Raw genomic sequence first — 19376 nt, forward strand, 5'->3', positions numbered from 1 at the left:
CCGAAGGTCGTCGGTTCAAATCCGGCTCCCGCAACCAAACATCAAAAAAGGCTACTCGAAAGAGTGGCCTTTTTTGTGCGCGTCTGTTTTGCACTGACGGGATCGCCAATACGGAATGCGAAAGAGGATTTCTTTGGATTTCCGAAACTTAACGCGTACCTGCGACCGTTTGCCGCGATTGCGCAGTTATTTCAGCCATTACAGGATTAGCGGTTGACACCTCGCCGTTCGCCTGTAGAATGCCGCCACACAGACGCGGGATGGAGCAGTCTGGTAGCTCGTCGGGCTCATAACCCGAAGGTCGTCGGTTCAAATCCGGCTCCCGCAACCAAACATCAAAAAAGGCTACTCGAAAGAGTGGCCTTTTTTGTATCTGTCGAAAAAGTCCTTTCGCAACAATGATCTGTCACTGTGCAGTGAAACCGCTGGGGATCATCGGAGCCGCCATCTGCGACTTGACTCAAGGCGCAGAAAGGCCCTTCGCAATCCGGGAACTGCCCTCGCCGATGCCCGGCGAGAGGCGTAGTATTTTGTGATTATTTTTTTCTACAGGGATTGGTAACTTGGCTGGATACCTCCATCCTGTCGCGCACAATCCAAGAGGTGATTGATGCGCGCCAACTCGTCTGATCCACAAGACACCGTCACAGCAGAGCAACCGATCAAACCCCAGCGTTTGCGCTGGCTGGATCGGTTAAGCAAATACCGTCAACCGATCGGCCTGGCCGTCACGTTGCTGCTGTTTGCCGTTGCCCTGGTTGCCTGCCGCCATCTGCTCGCCGAACTCGATCTCGACGCGCTGCATGACTCGATTCTCGACGTACCGAAACCGGCCCTGCTCGGTGCTCTCGGGGCGACCGTGGTCGGCTTCGTCATCCTGCTCGGCTATGAATGGTCGGCCAGCCGCTACGCCGGTGTAACGTTGCCGCCGCGCATGCTCGCCCTCGGCGGCTTTACCGCGTTTGCGATTGGCAATGCGATTGGCCTGTCGCTGCTTTCCGGCGGCTCGGTTCGCTATCGTTTATATGCGCGATTGGGCGTCGGTGCGTCGGAAGTCGCCCACATGACCCTGTTCGCCAGCCTCTCGCTGGGCTGCGCCTTGCCGCCGCTGGCTGCGCTGGCCACCTTGAGCAACCTGCCGGCCGCCTCGCAAGCGCTGGGTTTGTCCCAGGTTTTGTTGGGCTCCGTCGCCGCCGCTGTGCTGATCCTTGGTGCGGTGCTGGCGATCGGCATCTATCGCCGTCGCCTGCCGGAACAACCCTACCCCGACAACCTGCTGGTCAAGGCCGGGCGCCGCACGCTGCGCCTGCCGGGCCGGCGCCTGACCATCCTGCAGCTGGTGATCACCGCCCTCGACGTCGCGGCTGCCGCCACGGTGCTCTACCTGTTGCTGCCGGAAGCGCCGCCCTTTGCGCCGTTCCTGCTGGTGTACCTGTTGGCTTTGGCTGCCGGTGTACTCAGTCACGTGCCGGGCGGCGTCGGTGTGTTCGAAGCGATTCTGCTCGCCGCGTTCGCCGACAAGCTCGGTGCCGCACCACTGGCCGCCGCACTGCTGCTGTATCGCCTGATTTATGTGGTGCTGCCGCTGCTGGTCGCCTGCGTGTTGCTGCTGATCAACGAAGGCCAGCGTCTGTTCCAGAGCCAGACCCTGCGTGCGGCGTCCGGACTGGCCGCGCCGATTCTGGCGGTGCTGGTGTTCCTGTCGGGCGTGGTGCTGCTGTTTTCCGGCGCCACCCCGGAGATCGACACGCGTCTGGAGCACATCGGCTTTCTGATCCCGCATCGTCTGGTTGACGCGTCGCACTTCGGCGCCAGCCTGATTGGCGTGCTCTGTCTGTTGCTCGCCCAGGGTCTGCGTCGTCGTCTATCGGCGGCGTGGATGTTGACCACCATTTTGCTGCTGGTCGGCGCCCTGCTCTCGCTGCTCAAAGGCTTTGACTGGGAAGAAGCCACGCTGATGACCCTGACGGCCGCCCTGCTCGGTGTGTTCCGCCGCTCCTTCTATCGCCCGAGCCGTCTGACCGAACTGCCGTTTTCGCCGCTGTATCTGGTCGCTAGCCTGTGTGTGCTGGGTGCTTCGGCGTGGTTGCTGCTGTTTGCCTATCAGGACGTACCTTACAGCCACCAGCTCTGGTGGCAGTTCACTCTGGATGCTGACGCCCCGCGTGGTCTGCGCTCGCTGCTCGGCGCTGCGGTGCTGCTGGTGGTGATTTCCCTGACCTGGCTGCTGCGCACCGCACGCCCAGTGATTCATCTGCCGACACCCGAAGAACTCGAGCGCGCGGCGAAGATCCTCATGGCGTCGGCGCAACCCGACGGCGGCCTCGCCCTGACCGGTGACAAGGCGTTGCTGTTCCACCCCAACGATGAGGCGTTTCTGATGTATGCCCGCCGTGGCCGCAGCCTGGTGGCGCTGTACGACCCGATCGGGCCGAGCCAGCAACGCGCGGAAATGATCTGGCAGTTCCGTGACCTGTGCGACATCCATCACGCCCGCCCGGTGTTCTATCAGGTCCGCGCCGAGAACCTGCCCTACTACATGGACATCGGCCTGACCGCGATCAAGCTCGGCGAAGAAGCGCGGGTCGATCTGCAGCGTTTCGACCTGGAAGCCAAGGGCAAGGAAATGAAGGATCTGCGCTACACCTGGAACCGTGGCACCCGCGACGGCCTGTCGCTGGAAATCCATGAGCCGGGGCAGGCGCCGATGGCTGAACTCAAGGTGATTTCCGATGCCTGGCTGACCGGCAAGAACGTGCGCGAGAAAGGCTTCTCCCTTGGTCGCTTCAGCGACGACTACCTGAAGCATTTCCGCATTGCGGTGATTCGCTTCGAGGGCCGCCCGGTGGCGTTCGCCAATCTGCTCGAGACCTACAGTCATGATCTGGCCAGTCTCGACCTGATGCGCGCACACCCCGAAGCGCCGAAGCTGACCATGGAATTCATGATGGTCGGCCTGATTCAACACTATAAGAGTCACGGATACGCGCGCTTCAGCCTGGGCATGGTGCCGTTGTCGGGGTTGCAACCCCGGCGTGGTGCACCGCTGACCCAACGGCTGGGCTCGATGGTCTTCCGCCGTGGTGAGCAGTTGTACAACTTCCAAGGCTTGCGCCGCTTCAAAGACAAGTTCCAGCCTGACTGGGAACCCCGTTATATGGCCGTGCCCGCCGGACTCGATCCGCTCGTGGCGCTGGCCGACACTGCTGCCCTGATCGCGGGCGGCTTGACTGGATTGGTGAAACGCTGATGATTCAACGCTCCCTGAAGTACATCCTGGCCGCCCTGCTGGTGCTGGCCGTGATTGCCGGCGGTTGTTTCTGGTACCTCAAACGCCCGGCACCGGAACCGACCGTCGAACAGCTCAAACCCGCCGATGGCGCGGCCATGACCCGGGTGATCCCGGGCACCAAAGCCAAGGCCCAGGTGCTGGTGGCCGTTACCGACGAACAGAAGCTCTCCGAGAAACAACTGACTACCCTCAGCCGCAGCGCTTCGGCGCAGATCGTTCAGGTGATCCTGCCCAAGGACTGCCTGCTGCAAAGCCGCGCCCTGCAAGCGGGCCTGCGCGAACTGAACGGCCCGGCGACCCTGGTCAGCGGCATCGGCCCGGGCGCGGTGCTGGCGTGGCGCTGGCTGGCAGAACAGAAAGACGACAAGGCTCAGGCCATCTCCGTCGACCTCGCGCTGGAAAAGCCGGGCTGCACGCACCTGCTGCCAAAATCCGCCGCCCACGGCCACTGGCTGGTCGCGTGGAACGACAACCCGGACGACACCAGCGCCGGTTTCGTGCGCGATCAACCGAACGCCGAGACCAGCATCAGCGACTACGACATCAACCTGCCCCAAGTGCTGAACAACGAACTGCGCAAGATCCTCGTCGGCGGCGACAAGGCCAACGGCGGCCTGGCGATCCCGGTGGTGGAAGTGCCGGCCGGCCAGGCCAACGACACCGTGACCCTGTTCCTCTCCGGCGACGGCGGCTGGCGCGACCTCGACCGCGATGTAGCCGGGGAAATGGCCAAGATCGGCTACCCGGTGGTCGGCATCGACACCTTGCGCTACTACTGGCAGCACAAGAGCCCGGAACAAAGCGCCCTCGACCTCACCGAACTGATGCAGCACTACCGGCAGAAATGGGGCACCAAGCGCTTCATCCTCACCGGCTACTCGTTCGGCGCCGACGTCCTCCCGGCGATCTACAACCGCCTGCCAGAGAACGAACAGCAGCGCGTCGACGCCATCATCCTGCTCGCCTTCGCCCGCACCGGCAGCTTCGAAATCGAAGTCGAAGGCTGGCTCGGCAACGCCGGCAAAGAAGCCGCCACCGGCCCGGAAATGGCCAAGCTGCCAGCGGCGAAGGTTGTGTGCATCTATGGCGAAGAAGAGACGGATGAGAGTGGCTGCACCGACAAGACGGCCGTCGGCGAACCGGTGAAACTGCCCGGCGGGCACCACTTCGATGAGAACTACCCGGCACTGGCCAAGCGCTTGGTAGATTTGATTCAGAAACGCCAGAGCAAGGATTCGGTGGCGCAAGAGTGATCTGAAGCGCCGCACACAAAAAGCCCCCGCAACTTCACGGTTGCGGGGGCTTTTTACATCTCGGAGGATTAAACCGTTCCCCTGTACGAGTGAGCCTGCTCGCGATAGCGGAGTGTCAGCCACCCATTTGCCAACTGACACACCGCTATCGCGAGCAGGCTCACTCCTACAGGCCAAATCCTTCGCAGAAGACGCAGCCTTCAACAGAAACGCCGACCGTCATGCCTGGGCTGCGTATTCCTGACAGTGATGGGCAAAGCCTTGGTTGGTGACGTGATTCAGGCGCTGATTCCGAGACCTGCACGCGCCAAGAGCGAATCTGAAGCGGATCCATCTGTACGCACCTCATAACGTGTGGGAGCGGGCTTGCTCGCGAAGGCGGTGGATCAGCCACTGGAGATGTCGACTGACATGACGCATTCGCGAGCAAGCCCGCTCCCACTGGGGGATTGGTGCAGGATTCAAGCGAAGTGCCCAGGCACAAAAAAGCCCCCGCCAACCACAAGGCTAACGGGGGCTTTTCAGTTGAGGCGAGGCTTACATCTCCACCTGCGTCCCTAACTCAATCACCCGGTTCAGCGGCAAATTGAAGAAGCGCAAATTGCCATTGGCATTCTTCAACATGAACGCAAACAACGCTTCCCGCCAACGCGCCATGCCCTCAAGTTTCGAGGCGATCACGGTTTCGCGGCTAAGGAAGTAGGTCGTGCGCATCGGGCTGAAGTCCAGATCATCCAAATGGCACAGCTTCAACGCCTGCGGCACGTCCGGTTCGTCGGTAAAGCCGAAATGCAGAATGACCCGGAAGAAGCCCTCCCCGTGCGCTTCGACTTCAAAGCGTCGCGATGGCGGCACACGCGGAATATCTTCATAGACCACGGTCAACAGCACCACCTGCTCATGCAACACCTGGTTATGCAGCAGGTTGTGCAACAGCGCATGCGGCACAGCGTCTGAGCGCGCGGTGAGGAAAACAGCGGTGCCCTGCACGCGATGTGGCGGTTGCACGCGGATGCTGCTGATGAAGATCGGCAGCGGCAGCGCGCCTTCGTCGAGGCGGTCGACCAATAGTTGTTTGCCGCGCTTCCAGGTGGTCATCAGCACGAACAGGGCAATACCGGCGATCACCGGAAATGCGCCGCCCTGAACGATCTTCGGCACGTTGGCGGCGAAGTACAGGCCATCGACCAACAGGAAACCGAGCAGCACCGGGACCGCGAGGATCGGCGGCCATTTCCACAGCAGCAGCATGACCGCTGACACCAGAATGGTGGTCATCAGCATGGTCCCGGTCACCGCCACGCCGTAGGCCGACGCGAGTGCGCCGGAGGACTCGAAACCGATCACCAGCAGGACCACCCCGACCATCAGCGCCCAGTTCACCGCGCCGATGTAGATCTGGCCCTGCTCGTCGCTGGAGGTGTGCTGGATGTACATGCGCGGGATGTAGCCGAGCTGGATCGCCTGACGGGTCAGGGAGAACGCACCGGAAATCACCGCTTGCGAGGCGATCACCGTGGCCAGGGTCGACAGGCCAACCAGCGGAATCAATGCCCAGCTCGGTGCCAGCAGATAAAACGGGTTACGCGCCGCGTCAGGATTTTCCAGCAGTAACGCGCCCTGGCCGAAGTAGTTCAGCACCAGCGCCGGCAGCACCAGCAGGAACCACGCACGAGCAATCGGCTTGCGGCCGAAGTGGCCCATGTCGGCGTACAGCGCTTCGGCGCCGGTCAAAGCCAATACCACGGCGCCGAGGATCGCCACGCCCATGCCCGGGTGAACCGTGAAGAAGCGCACGGCCCAGACCGGGTTCATCGCGTGCAGCACTTCTGGCGCGTGGCTGATGCCATACACGCCGAGGGCGCCGAGCACCAGAAACCAGGTGACCATGATCGGTCCGAACAGAATGCCGATCCGCGCCGTGCCGTGACGCTGGATCAGAAACAGTGCCACCAGCACCACCAGCGACAATGGCACCACCCAGTGATCGATGCCGTCAAACGCCAGGCCCAGACCCTCAATCGCTGAAAGCACTGAAATGGCCGGGGTGATCATGCTGTCGCCGTAAAACAGCGCCGCGCCGATCAGTCCGCAGACCACCAACAACGTGCGCAGGCGTTTGCGCCCCGCCGCCGCTCGCCGCGCCAGTGCGGTGAGGGCCATGATGCCGCCCTCGCCCTGGTTGTCGGCGCGCAGGACGAACATCATGTACTTGATCGAGACCACCCAGATCAGCGACCAGAAGATCAACGACAGAATACCCAGCACGCCGTCGTGATTGACCGGTACGCCATACGCGCCGGAAAACACTTCTTTAAGGGTGTACAACGGGCTCGTGCCGATGTCGCCGTAAACCACCCCGACCGCCGCGACCAGCATGCTCAGCGGCCTGCTTGCCGAACCTTCGGCGCCTGCCGCATGACTACTTGCCTGACCCATCCAACACTCCTGATCTCAATACCGGCTTCTTTGAAGGAAGCACTATGCTTTGTGCTGCAGCATGCGCTGTTTTACCTGTTGTTACAGACGTTTTGTTGACTGTAAAAAATTGGTAAAGCTCAACGGCGCGAAGCATAGCGCAGCACTCGTCGTATTTCCCCGTATAAAGCTGGTCAAGTGCGTTGCCCGCCGCTAGAATTGCGCACTTTTTGATCAGAGGCGCGCCTTAAGCGCCCATCCGTCGGCTTCCGTACCCCGGAGGCGACGTCACAAAACACCGAGGTTAGACATGTCCACCACTCCTGCGCCGGCCAATCCAAAGGTTGGCTTTGTATCTCTGGGTTGCCCGAAAGCACTGGTCGACTCCGAGCGCATCCTGACCCAGCTGCGCATGGAAGGCTATGACGTGGTGTCCACCTATCAGGACGCCGACGTCGTGGTGGTCAATACCTGCGGTTTCATCGATTCGGCCAAGGCTGAGTCTTTGGAAGTGATCGGCGAAGCGATCAAGGAAAACGGCAAGGTGATCGTCACCGGATGCATGGGCGTGGAAGAAGGCAACATTCGCAACGTGCACCCGAGCGTACTGGCTGTGACCGGTCCGCAGCAGTACGAGCAAGTGGTCAACGCCGTGCACGATGTGGTGCCGCCGCGTCAGGATCACAATCCGCTGATCGACCTGGTGCCACCACAAGGCATCAAGCTGACCCCGCGCCACTACGCCTACCTGAAGATTTCCGAAGGCTGCAACCACAGCTGCTCGTTCTGCATCATCCCGTCGATGCGCGGCAAACTGGTCAGCCGTCCGGTGGGCGATGTGCTCGACGAAGCTCAGCGTCTGGTCAAGTCCGGCGTGAAAGAGCTGCTGGTGATTTCCCAGGACACCAGCGCTTACGGCGTTGATGTCAAATACCGCACCGGTTTCTGGAACGGCGCACCGGTGAAAACCCGCATGACCGAGCTGTGCGAAGCCCTGAGCACCTTGGGCGTCTGGGTCCGCTTGCACTACGTTTATCCGTACCCGCACGTCGACGAGCTGATCCCGCTGATGGCCGCCGGCAAGATCCTGCCGTACCTGGACATCCCGTTCCAGCACGCCAGCCCGAAAGTCCTGAAGTCGATGAAACGCCCGGCGTTCGAAGACAAGACCCTGGCGCGGATCAAGAACTGGCGCGAAATCTGCCCGGATCTGATCATCCGTTCGACCTTCATCGTGGGCTTCCCGGGCGAGACAGAAGAAGACTTCCAATACCTGCTCAACTGGCTGACCGAAGCCCAGCTCGATCGCGTCGGCTGCTTCCAGTATTCGCCGGTTGAAGGCGCGCCAGCCAACGATCTGGACCTGGACGTGGTGCCGGACGACGTCAAGCAAGACCGTTGGGACCGCTTCATGGCGCACCAGCAGGCAATCAGCTCGGCACGCCTGCAAATGCGCATCGGCCGTGAGATCGAGGTGTTGGTGGATGAGGTTGACGAGCAAGGCGCGGTTGGCCGTTGCTTCTTCGATGCCCCGGAAATCGATGGCAACGTATTTATCGACAACGGCAGCAATCTGAAGCCGGGCGACAAAGTCTGGTGCAAGGTGACTGACGCTGACGAATACGATTTGTGGGCTGAGCAGATCTAAGCACCACGCAAAACCTGTGGGAGCGGGCTTGCTCGCGAAAGCGGTGAATCAGTCAGTGAAGATGTCGGCTGATGTGACGCATTCGCGAGCAAGCCCGCTCCCACAAGGGACGTCACACAATTGAAAAGCCTCGCTCGATGCGGGGCTTTTTTGCGGCTATCGTTTAGCGGGGGACGGACTCCCTTGAACACGCACGAGAGGCACACGCACATGCGTCAGCATTCGGTCATCCACACACCGAAAATCAGCGATTACGAAGAACTGACCCGGGTCTGGGAGGCCTCGGTCCGCGCCACCCATGACTTTCTGCCAGACAGCTACATCGAGCTGCTGCGCAATCTGGTGCTCACCCGCTATCTCGATGCGGTGATGCTGATCTGCACCCGGGACGGCCAGCAACGCATCACCGGGTTTGCCGGTGTTGCGGCGGGCAAGATTGAAATGCTGTTTATCGACCCCGATCATCGCGGTCAGGGGCTGGGCAAGCAGTTGCTCAGATACGCGATCGAACGGTTGAATGCCGACGAACTGGACGTCAACGAACAGAATCCGCAAGCCTTGGGCTTTTATCAGAAACAGGGCTTCGAGGTCATCGGCCGCTCCGAAGTCGATGGCATGGGCCAGCCGTATCCGTTGCTGCACATGCGGTTGCGGCAGTCCCAGCAGCGCTCGAGCAACGGCTGACCCAACACAACACCCTGTAGGAGTGAGCCTGCTCGCGATAGCGCCAGACCAGCCGACATCAATACTGAATGTCACAAAGCAATCGCGAGCAGGCTCACTCCTACAAATAACGATACCGAAATGGAACCGGGCTTAACCGCTTCCACACAGGTACAATGCCCACCCCTTTTTTGTTACGGCCCTGTCATGACTGACCCGATTCGCCTCTCCAAACGCCTCATCGAACTGGTTGGTTGCTCCCGCCGGGAGGCCGAGCTGTTCATCGAGGGCGGCTGGGTCACCGTGGACGGCGAGGTGATTGACGAGCCGCAATTCAAGGTCGGCGACCAAAAAGTCGAACTCGACAAGGATGCCAAGGCCACCGCGCCGGAGCCGGTGACCATCCTGCTCAACGCGCCTGCCGGCATGAATGTCGAGAGCGCCATGCAATCGCTCAGCGCCGAAACCCTCAGCGAAGAGCATCGCTACGGCAAGCGTCCGTTGCGCGGACATTTCCTGCGCCTGACCGCCAGCGCCGACCTGCAGCCCAACGCCAGCGGCCTGCTGGTGTTCACCCAGGACTGGAAAATCCTGCGCAAGCTCACCGCCGACGCGGCGAAGATCGAGCAGGAATACATCGTCGAAGTCGAAGGCGAGATGGCCGCCCATGGCCTTAACCGCTTGCAGCACGGCCTGACCCACAAGGGCAAGGAGTTGCCGCCGGTCAAGGCCAGCTGGCAAAACGAAAACCGCCTGCGCTTCGCCATGAAAAACCCGCAGCCGGGGATCATCGCGCAGTTCTGCGCAGCGGTGGGCCTGAAGGTTATCGGCATCCGCCGCATCCGCATCGGCGGCGTCTCGATCGGCAAAGTCCCGGTTGGCCAATGGCGCTACCTGTCCGGCAAAGAGAAGTTCTAGGGCTTGCACTGCCGCCACACATTTCGGCAGCGCCCCCGAGCGCTGCCCACCACGCATCAGGAATACCGACATGGTTCATAACGACGTACTGCGCAGCGTGCGCTACATGCTCGACATCAGCGACAAGAAGGTCGTCGAGATCATCAAACTTGGCGGCATGGACGTAGCGCTCGCTGACGTCCTGACCTGGCTCGACAAGAAAGAAGAAGACGAAGAAGGCTTCGTGCGCTGCCCGGACGAAGTCATCGCGCACTTCCTCGATGGTCTGGTGATCTTCAAGCGCGGCAAGGACGAAAGCCGTCCGCCGCAGCCGATCGAAGTGCCGGTGACCAATAACATCATCCTGAAAAAGCTGCGCGTCGCCTTCGAACTGAAAGAAGACGACATGCATGCGATTCTCAAGGCCGCCGAGTTCCCGGTGTCCAAACCTGAACTGAGCGCGCTGTTCCGCAAGGTCGGCCACACCAACTATCGTCCGTGTGGCGACCAGTTGCTGCGCAACTTCCTCAAGGGCCTCACGCTCCGCGTGAGAGCGTAAAGCAGCGACAGGCTGCAAGCTGCATGCAAGCTGCAAGCTGCAAGCTAGAAGCTAGAAGCTAGAAGCGGCAAGGCGGGGCATCGTTTTTTGACTTGCCGCTTGTAGCTTGCAGCTCGAAGCTGGCCGCATGGCCTAGAGTGTACTGATCCCTAGCCCTCAGGAGTCGCCATGCACCCCTACTTTTCCCTGCAAGGCCGCACCGCGCTGGTGACCGGCGGCACCCGTGGTATTGGCAAAATGATCGCCAAGGCCTTCGTTGAGGCCGGCGCCCGTGTCTATGTCTGCTCGCGCGACGTAGAAGCCTGCCACCAAACTGCTGAAGAACTTGCCGCGCTGGGCATTTGCCATGGCGTGGCGGCGAATCTGGCCACCGAAGAAGGCGTGCGGGAATTGGCTGCGCGCCTGGGCGAGCAGATCACTCATCTGGATATTCTGGTGAACAACGCTGGCACCACCTGGGGCGCACCGCTGGAAAGCTACCCCGTCAGAGGCTGGGAAAAGGTCATGCAACTGAACGTGACCTCGGTGTTCAGCTGCATTCAGCAGTTCCTGCCGCTGCTGCGCAAGGCCGGTTCGGCGGCGAATCCGGCGCGGATCATCAACATTGGTTCGGTAGCGGGGATTTCTTCGTTCGGCGAGCAGGCGTATGCCTACGGCCCGAGTAAAGCGGCCCTGCATCAGCTGTCACGCATTCTCGCGCGGGAACTGGTGAGCCAGCACATCAACGTCAACGTGATTGCGCCGGGGCGGTTTCCGAGCAAGATGACCCAGCATATTGGCAGCGATGAGCGGGCATTGGCTGAAGACACTGCGCTGATTCCGATGAAGCGCTGGGGACGCGAGGAAGAGATGGCGGCGCTGGCGATCAGCCTGGCGAGTACGGCCGGGGCTTATATGACCGGGAATATTATTCCGCTGGATGGGGGGTTCAGCCTCTGAGATCGACGGTGAAGCTATCGCGAGCAGGCTCACTCCTACAGGGATTTTCAGCGAGCACAGATTTTTTGTACACCCATGACCCTGTAGGAGTGAGCCTGCTCGCGATAGCGTCAGCCAGTCACCACCAGATCTAAGGGCTGCCGGGTTATCATCCCCCCCCACCCCGCGTCGATTCAAAACCATGACTTACAGCGTCTCCCCCATCGGCTTCGTGCGCTCCTGCTTCAAGGAGAAGTTCGCCATTCCCCGCCAGCCACAACTGGCCCCGGCTGCCCGTGGTGTGCTGGAACTGGTCGCACCGTTCGACCAGGGTGATGCCGTGCAGGGCCTGGAGCAGGTCAGTCATGTGTGGCTGTTGTTCCTGTTCCATCAGGCGCTGGAGGAAAAGCCACGCCTCAAGGTTCGCCCGCCGCGCCTGGGCGGCAACAAGTCGATGGGCGTGTTCGCTACTCGCGCCACCCATCGCCCTAACGGCATCGGCCAATCGGTGGTGAAACTGGACAAGGTCGAAGCCCATCGCCTGTTCATCTCCGGGATTGATCTGCTCGACGGCACGCCGATTCTCGACATCAAACCCTACGTGCCATATGCCGATATCATCCCGGGGGCGAGAAACGATATCGCCAGCGCCGCGCCGCAACTGATTGACGTGCAGTGGGCGGAGTCGGCGCTGCAACAGGCGCATACACATGCTCAGCGCCTCGATGAGCCGTTGGTTGAGCTGATTGAACAGTGCCTGGCTCAGGATCCGCGTCCGGCCTATCAGACACCGGCACCGGAACGTGAATACGGTGCGCAATTCTGGGATCTGGACGTGCGCTGGCATTATCCGACGCCGGAGCAGATTTGCGTACTGGAAGTTATCCCGGTCTCGGCGTAAACCCCGGAAAACGAAAAAGCCCGCGCTGCCTTCTCAGGCAACGCGGGCTTTTTGCTTTTCTGTAGGAGTGAGCCTGCTCGCGATTGCGGTGGATCAGTCAAGATGGATCTCAACTGGCACGGCCCTATCGCGAGCAGGCTCACTCCTACAAGGGGGGTTATTTTTCGACGAACGCACGCTCGATCAGGTAATCACCCGGCTCGCGCATCCGCGCCGAAATCTTCAGGCCGAAGCTGTCGAGCACTTCGCTGGTCTCGTCGAGCATGCTCGGGCTGCCGCAGATCATCGCACGGTCGTCCTGCGGGTTGATCGGAGGCAGGCCGATATCGCTGAACAGCTTGCCGCTGCGCATCAGGTCGGTCAGACGGCCCTGATTCTCGAACGGCTCACGGGTCACGGTCGGGTAGTAGATCAGCTTGTCACGCAGCGCTTCGCCGAAGAACTCGTTCTGCGGCAGGTGCTCGGTGATGAATTCGCGGTAGGCGACTTCGTTGACGTAACGCACACCGTGAACCAGGATCACTTTTTCAAAGCGCTCGTAGGTTTCCGGATCCTGAATGACGCTCATGAACGGCGCCAGACCGGTGCCAGTACTCAGCAGGTACAAATGCTTGCCCGGGTTCAGGTCATCCAGCACCAGGGTGCCGGTAGGCTTTTTCGAGATGATGATCTCGTCGCCTTCCTTCAAGTGCTGCAGTTGCGAGGTCAGCGGACCGTCCTGCACCTTGATGCTGAAGAATTCCAGATGCTCTTCCCAATTCGGGCTGGCGATCGAGTAAGCGCGCATAAGCGGGCGGCCGTTGGGCTGCTGCAGGCCGATCATCACGAACTGACCGTTCTCGAAGCGCAGGCCCGGATCGCGGGTGCACTTGAAGCTGAACAGAGTGTCGTTCCAGTGATGAACACTGAGGACACGCTCGTGGTTCATGTTGCTCATGTACGTTTGACTCCTGGAGATTGGTCTGCGCGGCTCAATGAGGCTTAACGTGCGCAATTGCATCGCATTCTAATAGCGACGACAATATCTGTTAACTGGATTATTAAGATAAGGGTTATCGGTTATATCGATATGCGATTTACTCTCCGTCAACTGCAAGTCTTCGTCGCCGTCGCCCAGCAGGAAAGCGTATCCCGTGCTGCGGGTCTGCTCAACCTCTCGCAGTCGGCTGCCAGCACCTCGATCACCGAACTTGAGCGCCAGTCCAGCTGCCAGCTGTTCGACCGCGCCGGTAAACGGCTGAGCCTCAACGCCCTCGGCAAACAGCTGTTGCCGCAAGCGGTGGCTCTGCTCGATCAGGCCAAGGAGATCGAAGACCTGCTCAATGGCAAATCCGGTTTCGGCTCGCTGTCGGTAGGCGCGACGCTGACCATCGGCAATTATCTGGCGACCCTGCTGATTGGCGGCTTCATGCAGCGCCACCCGGAAAGTCAGGTGAAGCTGCATGTGCAGAACACAGCCAATATCGTGCAACAAGTCGCCCACTACGAAATTGACCTGGGTCTGATTGAAGGCGATTGCAGCCATCCAGACATTGAAGTGCAGAGCTGGGTCGAAGATGAGCTGGTGGTGTTCTGCGCGCCGCAGCATCCACTGGCCAAGCGCGGCAGCGCGAGCATGGAAGAGCTGACCCATGAGGCGTGGATTCTGCGCGAACAGGGTTCCGGCACGCGCCTGACCTTTGATCAGGCCATGCGCCACCATCGCAGCGCGTTAAACATCCGTCTGGAGCTGGAACACACCGAAGCGATCAAGCGCGCAGTGGAATCAGGCCTGGGGATTGGCTGCATCTCGCGCCTGGCGCTGCGCGATGCGTTTCGCCGCGGCAGCCTGGTGCCGGTGGAAACGCCGGACCTGGACCTGGCCCGGCAGTTTTACTTCATCTGGCATAAACAGAAATACCAGACCTCGGCCATGCGCGAGTTTCTCGATCTGTGCCGCGCTTTTACCGCCGGGGTGCAGCGCAGCGACGAGATTGTCCTGCCCAACATCGCTTAAAGCAGAATCACCGCCCACACCAGCGCGATCATGCTCAGCGCCACAAATTGCGCGGCGCTGCCCATATCCTTGGCGTTTTTCGACAGCGGATGCAGCTCCAGCGAAATGCGATCGATGGCCGCTTCGACGGCCGAGTTCAGCAATTCGACGATCAGCGCCAGCAGACATACTGCGATCAACAACGCCTGTTCCACACGGCTGACGTTCAGGAAGAACGTCAGCGGAATCAGCACGACATTGAGCAGTACCAATTGACGGAACGCGGCTTCGCCGGTGAAGGCTGCGCGCAGACCGTCGAGCGAATAGCCAGATGCGTTGAGGATACGTTTCAGGCCGGTCTGGCCCTTGAAAGGTGACATAACGTTGAGACCAACCAAAAAGGAGTGGGGAAGCTAGATTAATAAGAGTCAAAAAAGCGTGAAACCCGCAGCCATCACTGGCTCGGAATTGACTCAAGTTGTTGCAGCAGTAAAGCCGCTTGCGTACGGGTGCGTACATTCAATTTGCGAAAGATCGCCGTGACGTGGGCCTTGATGGTCGCTTCCGACACACTCAACTCATAGGCAATCTGCTTGTTCAGCAGGCCCTCGCAGACCATGGTCAACACGCGGAACTGCTGAGGTGTCAGGCTGGCGAGGCCATCGCTGGCGGCTTTGGCCTCATCGGAGACGCTGACCGCTTCAAATGCCTGCGGCGGCCAGAACACATCGCCGTCGAGCACCTTGCGCACGGCCTCCTGAATCACGCTCAGGTCGCTGGACTTGGGAATGAAGCCGCTGGCACCGAACTCACGGGATTTGACCATCACCGACGCTTCTTCCTGGGCCGAGACCATCACCACCGGAATCTGCGGGTACTGACCGCGCAGCAGCACCAGCCCGGAAAACCCGTAGGCGCCGGGCATGTTCAGGTCCAGCAGGACCAGATCCCAGTCGGCCTTTTCGGTCAGGCGGGTCTCCAGTTCGGCGATGCTCGCCACTTCCACCAGACGGACTTGCGGGCCGAGGCCCAGCGTCAGTGCTTGATGCAGCGCGCTACGAAAAAGCGGGTGATCGTCGGCAATCAGGATGTCGTATGTGGCCATTTTTCAAATGATCCTGTTTTTTGATGGCAGACCCGGTGCATTCCGGTCTGGCCAAAGCAACTCGAGATGCCGCTTCAAGCGAGATCCACAGGGGCACGTTCAACGCCAATCAACAGCAAACACGGCGTTTCAAACCTTGGCCGCACCCTAATCGGCGCCAAGCATGCCCAGCGAAGCCGGGGTGGTCAAGCAGCAGGGCCGCTGCGGCTGACAGTATGGGCCACTATTGGGCCAACTCCGGCTGCGGCTTTCGTATATAGGGCAGCAACTCAGCGTGGGCCGGCGTCGATTCATTCATTTCCAGCTGCTGCTTGGCGCCGAGGTAATGCTGGCTGAACACGTCGAAATAGGCGTCCAGCGCTGAAGCGGCATCGCTGTCGCCGGCCAGTTCCAGGCACAACGCCGCGACTTCGGCGGTGCACAGATGTTCGCTGCGGGTCGAGCGGCGCAAGCGGTAACGTGACAGTTTGTCGGGCAGCAGGCTCAGAATCGGCAAGCGATCGAAATACGGACTCTTGCGGAAAATCTTCCGGGCTTCGGTCCAGGTAGCATCGAGCAGGATGAACAGCGGGCGCTTGCTGCTATCAAGGGCGACGCTGTTGGTCACGCGCGACGGCTCGACGTATTCGCCGGGAAACACCAGATAGGGCTGCCATTGCGGATCGTTGAGCAATGCCAGCATCCGCCGGTCAGGCTCGGTGCGAGACCAGATGAACGCGTGGTTATCGCGCACCACGTCGGCAATCAGCCAACCGGTATTACTCGGTTTGAACACTTCCTTGCCGGTCATGATCAGGCACACGCCGGAACGGGTCTCGACGCTGGGACGCCAGGCGCACAGGCAATGACTGATGATCACCCGGCAATCACGGCAACGCTCGGAGCGAAAGCCGCGGGCCTGAATCGGCTTGATGCCTTCATCCTCGCGCTGGTCGCGCAAACGGGCGACGGCGTTGGGGGCGTGATTCATTGCGGGCAACGCCGGCAGACAGGAAAACTCGACACGAACAACACTCGGCAGGGGCAGTAAAGCGCGGCAGTTTACCAGAGCAACGGGCACAAGCCTGTACCGTCCAGACCGGCTCCCCTATAATTCGCCGCCACTGAACGCACAGCCCCGTGGTTGGTCGAACCACCAGTCACCGAATCAGGAGAGTTTCATGCTGCGCCTTATCGTTCCCACCGCTGCCATTCTGCTGGCGTCGTCCTTCACCGCTCAGGCTGCATCCCTGAGTGAGCAGAATCTGAACAGAGAGCTGCGCAACGTCGCCGCCCAAAGCAGCGTCGGCACGCCTCGGGCAATCAATGAAGACATTCTTGACCAGGGCTACACCGTCGAAGGCACTCAGTTGATCAACCACCTGAGCGTACAAAAGAGCCACGCCGACAAAATGCGTGCCGACCCGAAAGCGGTGTACTTCCAGCTCGGTGCCTCGGTCTGCAACAACCCGTCGTACCGCAAGCTGATGGCCAAGGGCGCGATCATGCGTTACGACTTCACCGAAGTGAAAACCAACAAGGCCATCGGCTCCGCCAGTTATCAGGAATCGGACTGCCCGAAAGCGGCCCCGGCGAAGAAGAAGTAATCAACGCGAATTGGCGCGCCGCTGTTCATCCTCGGCGCGCAACTCGGCCAGCAAGGCCCGTAGATAGTGCGAGCGACGCTCGCCACCGGCCAACCGTCGGCAGCACTCTTCTTCGAGACTGACCTGATTGGCCTCGGCTGATGCCTTCAACATTCGATACAGCTGTGTATCGATCTCCAGAATCACTTTGGCCATTTGGCCCGCCTCCGTGCCACCCGCAAATCCTTGAAGCAATCCTCGCTACCTGTCTGTCAGTAAATCAGAGGGTTGGCCGCGCGGTTTATGTTCGGACGAACGGTGGCGGCACTGGCCTTCATTCAAATGGCAGTTGCCAGCCAGGACGTTGCGGCGCAATGATCAACTCAGCGCAAATGCGCGCGAGGGTCTAGATTCAGAGTATTCCCGAACACTTGCAAACGGCAGAAAAGGAACTGCCGCCGATGCGTGTTTTTTGCAGCGCGGCACTGACGTCGCTCGTCAGGGCCACCCGCTCTGTGCAAAAGGAGACGTTGAATGCCTTACCAACCGAATGACCTCTTGAGCCGTCATTTTCAGGAAAACGGCCCCGACCTCGTCAGCCAGGTCGAAGAACAACTCAAGCGCGTTTCACCCGACAGCCCCAACCTGCCCATTTACCGCGACATGATCCTGACCGTGCTGCGCATGGCCCAGGAAGATCACAACCGCTGGAACGCCAAGATCACTTTGCAAGCCCTGCGCGAACTGGAACAAGCGTTTCGGGTATTGGAACAATTCAAGGGGCGACGCAAAGTCACCGTGTTCGGCTCGGCGCGCACGCCGGTGGAGCATCCGCTGTACGCCATGGCGCGCGAACTCGGCGCAGCCTTGACGCGCGCCGACATGATGGTCATCACCGGTGCCGGGGGCGGCATCATGGCTGCAGCGCACGAAGGAGCCGGACGTGATCACAGCCTGGGGTTTAACATCACCCTGCCCTTCGAGCAACATGCCAACCCCACCGTGGACGGCACCGATAACCTGCTGCCTTTCCACTTCTTCTTCACGCGCAAGCTGTTCTTCGTCAAGGAGGCTGATGCCCTGGTGCTGTGCCCGGGCGGTTTTGGCACGCTGGATGAAGCGCTGGAAGTGCTGACCCTGATCCAGACCGGGAAAAGTCCGCTGGTGCCGGTGGTCCTGCTGGATGCGCCGGGCGGCACGTTTTGGCAAGGCGCGATGGATTTCATCCGGAGCCAGCTGGAGAACAACCGCTACATACTGCCGACCGACATGAAGCTGATGCGCCTGGTCTACACCGTTGAGGAAGCGGTCGAACAGATCAATCAGTTCTACAGCAACTTCCACTCCAGCCGCTGGCTCAAACGGCAGTTCGTGATCCGCATGAACCATAAGCTCAGCGATCAGGCACTGGCGCAGATGCAGGACGAATTCGCGGATCTGTGTCTGAGCGATCAGTTTCATCAACACGCCTACAGCGGTGAAGAACACGACGAAGCGCAATTCAGCCACCTGGCGCGCCTGGCGTTTGCCTTCAATGGCCGTACGCACGGGCGTCTGCGTGAATTGGTCGATTACATCAACCTGCCGGAAAACTGGGCCGATTCCAAACCGCCCACAGCACAACGCTCGCGCGAACCTTCCAGCGTGATTTGAAAGCAAAAAAAAACGGCCCGCTATTTTTCAATAGCGGGCCGTTTTCATTGAATCGGGTTAATCGTCCATCCCTCTACCGCTGAACAAGCGGTTGATCATCTCCATCGAGAACCCCCGATACGCAAGAAAACGGCCTTGTTTGGCTCGCTCCTTCGCATCAATGGGCAAATGCCCGGAGAACTTGCGTTGCCACGTATCCTGAAGCTGCGCCTGCCAGTCGATACCGCTTTCGCGCAGAGCGAGTTCGATATCGGCGCGTTGCAAACCGCGCTGACTCAGCTCCTCGCGAATTCGCAGAGGGCCATAGCCAGAGCGGGCGCGATAGGAGACAAAACTTTCAAGGTATCGGGCTTCGCTAAGCAGTCCCTCTTCCGTCAGACGGTCGAGGGCTGTTTCGATCAGCTCCGCCTCAGCGCCACGCTGACGCAGCTTGCGCGTCAGCTCGACTCGACCATGCTCGCGACGTGCGAGCAGGTCCATGGCGGTTCGCCGCACCGCGACGAGGGTATCGAGTACAAGTGTCATTCAA

Annotated in this window: 19 protein-coding genes, 1 tRNA gene and 2 pseudogenes; 14 read left to right on the plus strand and 8 right to left on the minus strand. The window is 60.3% G+C overall.

The window, feature by feature from the left end:
* From HU765_RS26815 to HU765_RS12445, 5 genes and pseudogenes are all read left to right on the plus strand, one after another.
* Positions 1-210, plus strand: a 210-nt coding sequence (locus tag HU765_RS26815; RefSeq protein WP_238344697.1) for a hypothetical protein, incomplete at its 5' end; no start/stop codon positions are given.
* 44 nt (positions 211-254) lie between these two features.
* Positions 255-331, plus strand: a tRNA-Met gene (locus tag HU765_RS12430).
* Between the two features lie 279 nt (positions 332-610).
* The gene (gene mprF / locus HU765_RS12435) at positions 611-3250 is read left to right on the plus strand and encodes a bifunctional lysylphosphatidylglycerol flippase/synthetase MprF (protein ID WP_186620829.1); all 2640 of its coding nucleotides are present in this window, start codon (positions 611-613) and stop codon (positions 3248-3250) included.
* A complete protein-coding gene (locus HU765_RS12440) occupies positions 3250-4545 on the plus strand; it encodes a virulence factor family protein (RefSeq protein ID WP_186620831.1) in 1296 nt (431 codons plus the stop codon). Before mprF ends, HU765_RS12440 begins: the two co-directional genes overlap by 1 nt.
* A 145-nt stretch (positions 4546-4690) precedes the next feature.
* Positions 4691-4896, plus strand: a pseudogene (locus HU765_RS12445) (DUF3077 domain-containing protein); the annotation flags it as partial.
* Positions 4897-5082: 186 nt separating this feature from the next.
* Here the strand turns inward: HU765_RS12445 and HU765_RS12450 are convergent.
* A complete protein-coding gene (locus HU765_RS12450; protein ID WP_186620833.1) occupies positions 5083-6984 on the minus strand; it encodes a potassium transporter Kup in 1902 nt (633 codons plus the stop codon).
* A gap of 289 nt (positions 6985-7273) precedes the next feature.
* Here HU765_RS12450 and rimO point away from each other — a divergent pair, with 289 nt between their 5' ends.
* On the plus strand, positions 7274-8611 hold the full coding sequence (gene rimO / locus HU765_RS12455; protein WP_186620835.1) for a 30S ribosomal protein S12 methylthiotransferase RimO: 1338 nt from the start codon (positions 7274-7276) through the stop codon (positions 8609-8611).
* Between the two features lie 11 nt (positions 8612-8622).
* Here the strand turns inward: rimO and HU765_RS27100 are convergent.
* A pseudogene (locus tag HU765_RS27100) lies at positions 8623-8727 on the minus strand (metal ABC transporter ATP-binding protein); the annotation flags it as partial.
* Positions 8728-8821: 94 nt separating this feature from the next.
* Between HU765_RS27100 and HU765_RS12460 the strand changes: the two are divergent.
* From HU765_RS12460 to tsaA, 5 genes are all read left to right on the plus strand, one after another.
* On the plus strand, positions 8822-9295 hold the full coding sequence (locus HU765_RS12460; protein WP_186620837.1) for a GNAT family N-acetyltransferase: 474 nt from the start codon (positions 8822-8824) through the stop codon (positions 9293-9295).
* Between the two features lie 186 nt (positions 9296-9481).
* A complete protein-coding gene (locus tag HU765_RS12465) occupies positions 9482-10192 on the plus strand; it encodes an rRNA pseudouridine synthase (protein ID WP_186620839.1) in 711 nt (236 codons plus the stop codon).
* A 70-nt stretch (positions 10193-10262) separates the two neighbouring features.
* Positions 10263-10730 carry a DUF1456 family protein gene (locus tag HU765_RS12470; protein ID WP_126360749.1) on the plus strand — a complete coding sequence of 156 codons (468 nt, stop codon included), beginning with the start codon at positions 10263-10265 and terminating at the stop codon, positions 10728-10730.
* Positions 10731-10898: 168 nt separating this feature from the next.
* The gene (locus HU765_RS12475; protein WP_186620841.1) at positions 10899-11669 is read left to right on the plus strand and encodes an SDR family oxidoreductase; all 771 of its coding nucleotides are present in this window, start codon (positions 10899-10901) and stop codon (positions 11667-11669) included.
* A gap of 181 nt (positions 11670-11850) precedes the next feature.
* A complete protein-coding gene (tsaA, locus tag HU765_RS12480) occupies positions 11851-12549 on the plus strand; it encodes a tRNA (N6-threonylcarbamoyladenosine(37)-N6)-methyltransferase TrmO (protein ID WP_186620843.1) in 699 nt (232 codons plus the stop codon).
* A 157-nt stretch (positions 12550-12706) separates the two neighbouring features.
* On the opposite strand, the gene fpr is transcribed toward tsaA, so the two are convergent.
* Positions 12707-13486 (minus strand): ferredoxin-NADP reductase, encoded by a 780-nt coding sequence (gene fpr, locus HU765_RS12485; RefSeq protein WP_007908723.1) that lies wholly within the window; start codon positions 13484-13486, stop codon positions 12707-12709.
* Positions 13487-13618: 132 nt separating this feature from the next.
* On the opposite strand from fpr, the gene HU765_RS12490 reads away from it, so the two are divergent.
* Positions 13619-14545: a LysR family transcriptional regulator gene (locus HU765_RS12490; protein ID WP_186550313.1), complete on the plus strand. Its 927-nt coding sequence runs from the start codon at positions 13619-13621 to the stop codon at positions 14543-14545.
* On the opposite strand, the gene HU765_RS12495 is transcribed toward HU765_RS12490, so the two are convergent.
* The 3 genes from HU765_RS12495 to HU765_RS12505 all read right to left on the minus strand — a co-directional run bounded on the left by HU765_RS12495 (position 14542) and on the right by HU765_RS12505 (position 16599).
* Positions 14542-14904 (minus strand): diacylglycerol kinase, encoded by a 363-nt coding sequence (locus HU765_RS12495; protein ID WP_003222276.1) that lies wholly within the window; start codon positions 14902-14904, stop codon positions 14542-14544. The genes HU765_RS12490 and HU765_RS12495 overlap by 4 nt on opposite strands.
* 74 nt (positions 14905-14978) lie before the next feature.
* Positions 14979-15629, minus strand: a complete 651-nt coding sequence (gene erdR, locus HU765_RS12500; protein WP_186620845.1) for a response regulator transcription factor ErdR — start codon at positions 15627-15629, stop codon at positions 14979-14981.
* Positions 15630-15852: 223 nt separating this feature from the next.
* Complete coding sequence (locus tag HU765_RS12505) at positions 15853-16599, minus strand: tRNA-uridine aminocarboxypropyltransferase (RefSeq protein WP_186620847.1); 747 nt, start codon at positions 16597-16599, stop codon at positions 15853-15855.
* A gap of 190 nt (positions 16600-16789) precedes the next feature.
* On the opposite strand from HU765_RS12505, the gene HU765_RS12510 reads away from it, so the two are divergent.
* Positions 16790-17215, plus strand: a complete 426-nt coding sequence (locus tag HU765_RS12510; protein ID WP_007908738.1) for a PA3611 family quorum-sensing-regulated virulence factor — start codon at positions 16790-16792, stop codon at positions 17213-17215.
* On the opposite strand, the gene HU765_RS12515 is transcribed toward HU765_RS12510, so the two are convergent.
* On the minus strand, positions 17216-17410 hold the full coding sequence (locus tag HU765_RS12515; protein ID WP_186620849.1) for a hypothetical protein: 195 nt from the start codon (positions 17408-17410) through the stop codon (positions 17216-17218).
* 318 nt (positions 17411-17728) lie between these two features.
* On the opposite strand from HU765_RS12515, the gene HU765_RS12520 reads away from it, so the two are divergent.
* Positions 17729-18847, plus strand: a complete 1119-nt coding sequence (locus HU765_RS12520) for a TIGR00730 family Rossman fold protein (protein ID WP_186620851.1) — start codon at positions 17729-17731, stop codon at positions 18845-18847.
* Between the two features lie 57 nt (positions 18848-18904).
* On the opposite strand, the gene recX is transcribed toward HU765_RS12520, so the two are convergent.
* Positions 18905-19372 carry a recombination regulator RecX gene (recX, locus tag HU765_RS12525; protein WP_186550300.1) on the minus strand — a complete coding sequence of 156 codons (468 nt, stop codon included), beginning with the start codon at positions 19370-19372 and terminating at the stop codon, positions 18905-18907.
* Positions 19373-19376 lie beyond the last annotated feature (4 nt).

Origin of the sequence: Pseudomonas sp. SWRI81 (assembly GCF_014268545.1) — a bacterium.
Classification (GTDB): Bacteria; Pseudomonadota; Gammaproteobacteria; order Pseudomonadales; family Pseudomonadaceae; genus Aquipseudomonas; species Aquipseudomonas hamedanensis.

Excerpts from the sequence above, each read along its gene's own strand:
- HU765_RS12510 (WP_007908738.1), top strand. The coding sequence starts at position 16,790 with ATGCTGCGCCTTATCGTTCCCACCGCTGCCATTCTGCTGGCGTCGTCC.
- HU765_RS12475 (WP_186620841.1), top strand. The coding sequence starts at position 10,899 with ATGCACCCCTACTTTTCCCTGCAAGGCCGCACCGCGCTGGTGACCGGC.
- HU765_RS12515 (WP_186620849.1), bottom strand. The coding sequence starts at position 17,410 with ATGGCCAAAGTGATTCTGGAGATCGATACACAGCTGTATCGAATGTTG.
- tsaA (WP_186620843.1), top strand. The coding sequence starts at position 11,851 with ATGACTTACAGCGTCTCCCCCATCGGCTTCGTGCGCTCCTGCTTCAAG.
- fpr (WP_007908723.1), bottom strand. The coding sequence starts at position 13,486 with ATGAGCAACATGAACCACGAGCGTGTCCTCAGTGTTCATCACTGGAAC.
- HU765_RS12495 (WP_003222276.1), bottom strand. The coding sequence starts at position 14,904 with ATGTCACCTTTCAAGGGCCAGACCGGCCTGAAACGTATCCTCAACGCA.
- recX (WP_186550300.1), bottom strand. The coding sequence starts at position 19,372 with ATGACACTTGTACTCGATACCCTCGTCGCGGTGCGGCGAACCGCCATG.
- HU765_RS12490 (WP_186550313.1), top strand. The coding sequence starts at position 13,619 with ATGCGATTTACTCTCCGTCAACTGCAAGTCTTCGTCGCCGTCGCCCAG.
- HU765_RS12520 (WP_186620851.1), top strand. The coding sequence starts at position 17,729 with ATGCCTTACCAACCGAATGACCTCTTGAGCCGTCATTTTCAGGAAAAC.
- HU765_RS12470 (WP_126360749.1), top strand. The coding sequence starts at position 10,263 with ATGGTTCATAACGACGTACTGCGCAGCGTGCGCTACATGCTCGACATC.
- HU765_RS12440 (WP_186620831.1), top strand. The coding sequence starts at position 3,250 with ATGATTCAACGCTCCCTGAAGTACATCCTGGCCGCCCTGCTGGTGCTG.
- rimO (WP_186620835.1), top strand. The coding sequence starts at position 7,274 with ATGTCCACCACTCCTGCGCCGGCCAATCCAAAGGTTGGCTTTGTATCT.
- HU765_RS12465 (WP_186620839.1), top strand. The coding sequence starts at position 9,482 with ATGACTGACCCGATTCGCCTCTCCAAACGCCTCATCGAACTGGTTGGT.
- HU765_RS12460 (WP_186620837.1), top strand. The coding sequence starts at position 8,822 with ATGCGTCAGCATTCGGTCATCCACACACCGAAAATCAGCGATTACGAA.
- HU765_RS12450 (WP_186620833.1), bottom strand. The coding sequence starts at position 6,984 with ATGGGTCAGGCAAGTAGTCATGCGGCAGGCGCCGAAGGTTCGGCAAGC.
- mprF (WP_186620829.1), top strand. The coding sequence starts at position 611 with ATGCGCGCCAACTCGTCTGATCCACAAGACACCGTCACAGCAGAGCAA.
- HU765_RS12505 (WP_186620847.1), bottom strand. The coding sequence starts at position 16,599 with ATGAATCACGCCCCCAACGCCGTCGCCCGTTTGCGCGACCAGCGCGAG.
- erdR (WP_186620845.1), bottom strand. The coding sequence starts at position 15,629 with ATGGCCACATACGACATCCTGATTGCCGACGATCACCCGCTTTTTCGT.